We start from the raw sequence: 1,870 nt of genomic DNA on the forward strand, positions 1-1,870 counted from the left end.
GCCATCAGCTGGGTGAGCAGCGTGCCCGAGGCACCGACCACGATGCCCGCGACGATCAGCGCCGGGTTGCCGAGCACATAGCCCTCGAAGCCGACCGCGAGGCCGGTGAAGGCGTTCAGCAGCGAGATCACCACCGGCATGTCGGCACCGCCGATCGGGCTGGTCAGGATCACCCCGAGCGCGAGCGCGAGCACGAAGAAGATCACGATGATCGCGCCCGACGGGGTGTCGGAGGCGATGATCACCAGCCCGAGCAGGGCGGTGACCGCGGCGAGCGCGATGTTCACCAGGTTCTGCTGCGGCAGGCGGAAGGCCTTCTTCATGATCCCCTGCAGCTTGGCAAAGGCCACGCACGAGCCGGAGAACGCCACCGAGCCGATCAGCGCGCCGAGCACCGCGAGCGTGGCCACCACCGGGCTGTGGATCTCCGCGCGGGCGAACTCGAGCGCCGCGATCGCCGCCGCCGCACCGCCGCCCATGCCGTTGTAGATCGCGACCATCTGCGGCATGTCGGTCATCTTGACCACCTTGCCGCTCCACCACGCCACGCCGCCGCCGGCCACGATGGCCACCACCATCAGCCCGTAGTTCTGCATCCCCGGGGTCTGCAGCGTGACCAGCGTGGCCGCGACCATCGCCCAGCCCGCCCACACGATGCCTTTACGTGCCGTGACCGGCGAGCTCATCGCCTTCAGGCCGAGGATGAACACCACCGCGACCGCAAAATATGTTGCTTGTATGAATCCGTTCAACATTTAGGCTTCTCCCTTCTTCTTGTCACCCTTGTTGAACATCGCCAGCATGCGTTCGGTCACCACATAGCCACCGGCGGCGTTGGCCGCGCCGAGGAACACCGCGACGAAGCCGATCGCCAGCTGCACCGGATCGTCCGGGTCGGCATGGCCGAGCACCACCATCGCGCCCACCAGCACCACGCCGTGGATGAAGTTCGACCCCGACATCAGCGGGGTGTGCAAAATGACCGGCACCCGCGAGATCACCTCGTATCCGGTGAACGCGGCCAGCATGAAGATATACAGCGCTGCGATTCCTTCCATGATCAGGCTCCTTGCAGGCCGAGCACCTGGGCCACCCCGGCGTGGCGCAGTTCGCCCGCATGGGTGAGACAGCAGCCGGCCATCACTTCGTCTTCCCAGTCGAGCGCGAGCGCGCCATCCTTGATGAAGGGCGAAATGAAGTTGAACAGGTTCTTGGCGTACATCTCCGAGGCATGCACCGGCATGCGGCTGGCGATATGGGTAGGACCGATCACGAGCACGTCGTTGATCCACACCTTCTCGCCGGGCACCGTGCCCTCGACGTTGCCCCCGGTCTCGGCGGCCATGTCGACGACCACCGCGCCCGCCTTCATGCGCGAAATCATGTCGGCACTGATGATCTGCGGCGCCTTTTTACCGGGGATCGCGGCGGTGGTGATCAGCGCATCGCACTGGCCCACGGCCTTGGCCAGGCGCTCGGTCTGCTTGGCCTTCTCCTCGTCGGTGAGCTCGCGCGCATAGCCCCCGGCGCCGGCCGCGGCCACGCCGGTGTCGACGAACTTGGCGCCCAGCGACTCGATCTGCTCGCGCGTTTCGGGGCGCACGTCATAGGCCTCGACCATGGCGCCGATCCGGCGCGCGGTGGCAATGGCCTGGAGCCCGGCCACGCCGGCGCCGATCACCAGCACCTTGGCCGGACGGATGGTGCCGGCGGCGTAGGTGAGCATGGGGAAGAACTTGGGCGAATGGTCGGCGGCGATCAGCGCGCATTCGTAGCCCGCGACCGCGGCCTGCGAGGACAGTGCGTCCATGCTTTGCGAGCGCGAGATGCGCGGCAAGAGTTCGAGCGCGAACGCGGTGATCTGCTTCTG

Annotated in this window: 3 protein-coding genes; all 3 read right to left on the reverse strand. The window is 66.8% G+C overall.

From position 1 onward, the window contains the following. A partial coding sequence (locus AC3A35_RS27735; protein WP_487439782.1) for an NAD(P)(+) transhydrogenase (Re/Si-specific) subunit beta occupies window positions 1–755 on the reverse strand: 755 nt, incomplete at its 3' end. Next, window positions 756–1,058 carry an NAD(P) transhydrogenase subunit alpha part 2 gene (locus AC3A35_RS27740; RefSeq protein ID WP_487439783.1) on the reverse strand — a complete coding sequence of 101 codons (303 nt, stop codon included), beginning with the start codon at window positions 1,056–1,058 and terminating at the stop codon, window positions 756–758. A gap of 2 nt (window positions 1,059–1,060) precedes the next feature. Further along, the coding region (locus AC3A35_RS27745) for a Rossmann-fold NAD(P)-binding domain-containing protein (protein ID WP_487439784.1) at window positions 1,061–1,870 on the reverse strand (810 nt) is incomplete at its 5' end.

The organism is Azoarcus sp. Soil_N_20, assembly GCF_057656155.1.

Coding starts and splice junctions, on each gene's coding strand:
- AC3A35_RS27740 (WP_487439783.1), bottom strand. CDS start 1,058: ATGGAAGGAATCGCAGCGCTGTATATCTTCATGCTGGCCGCGTTCACC.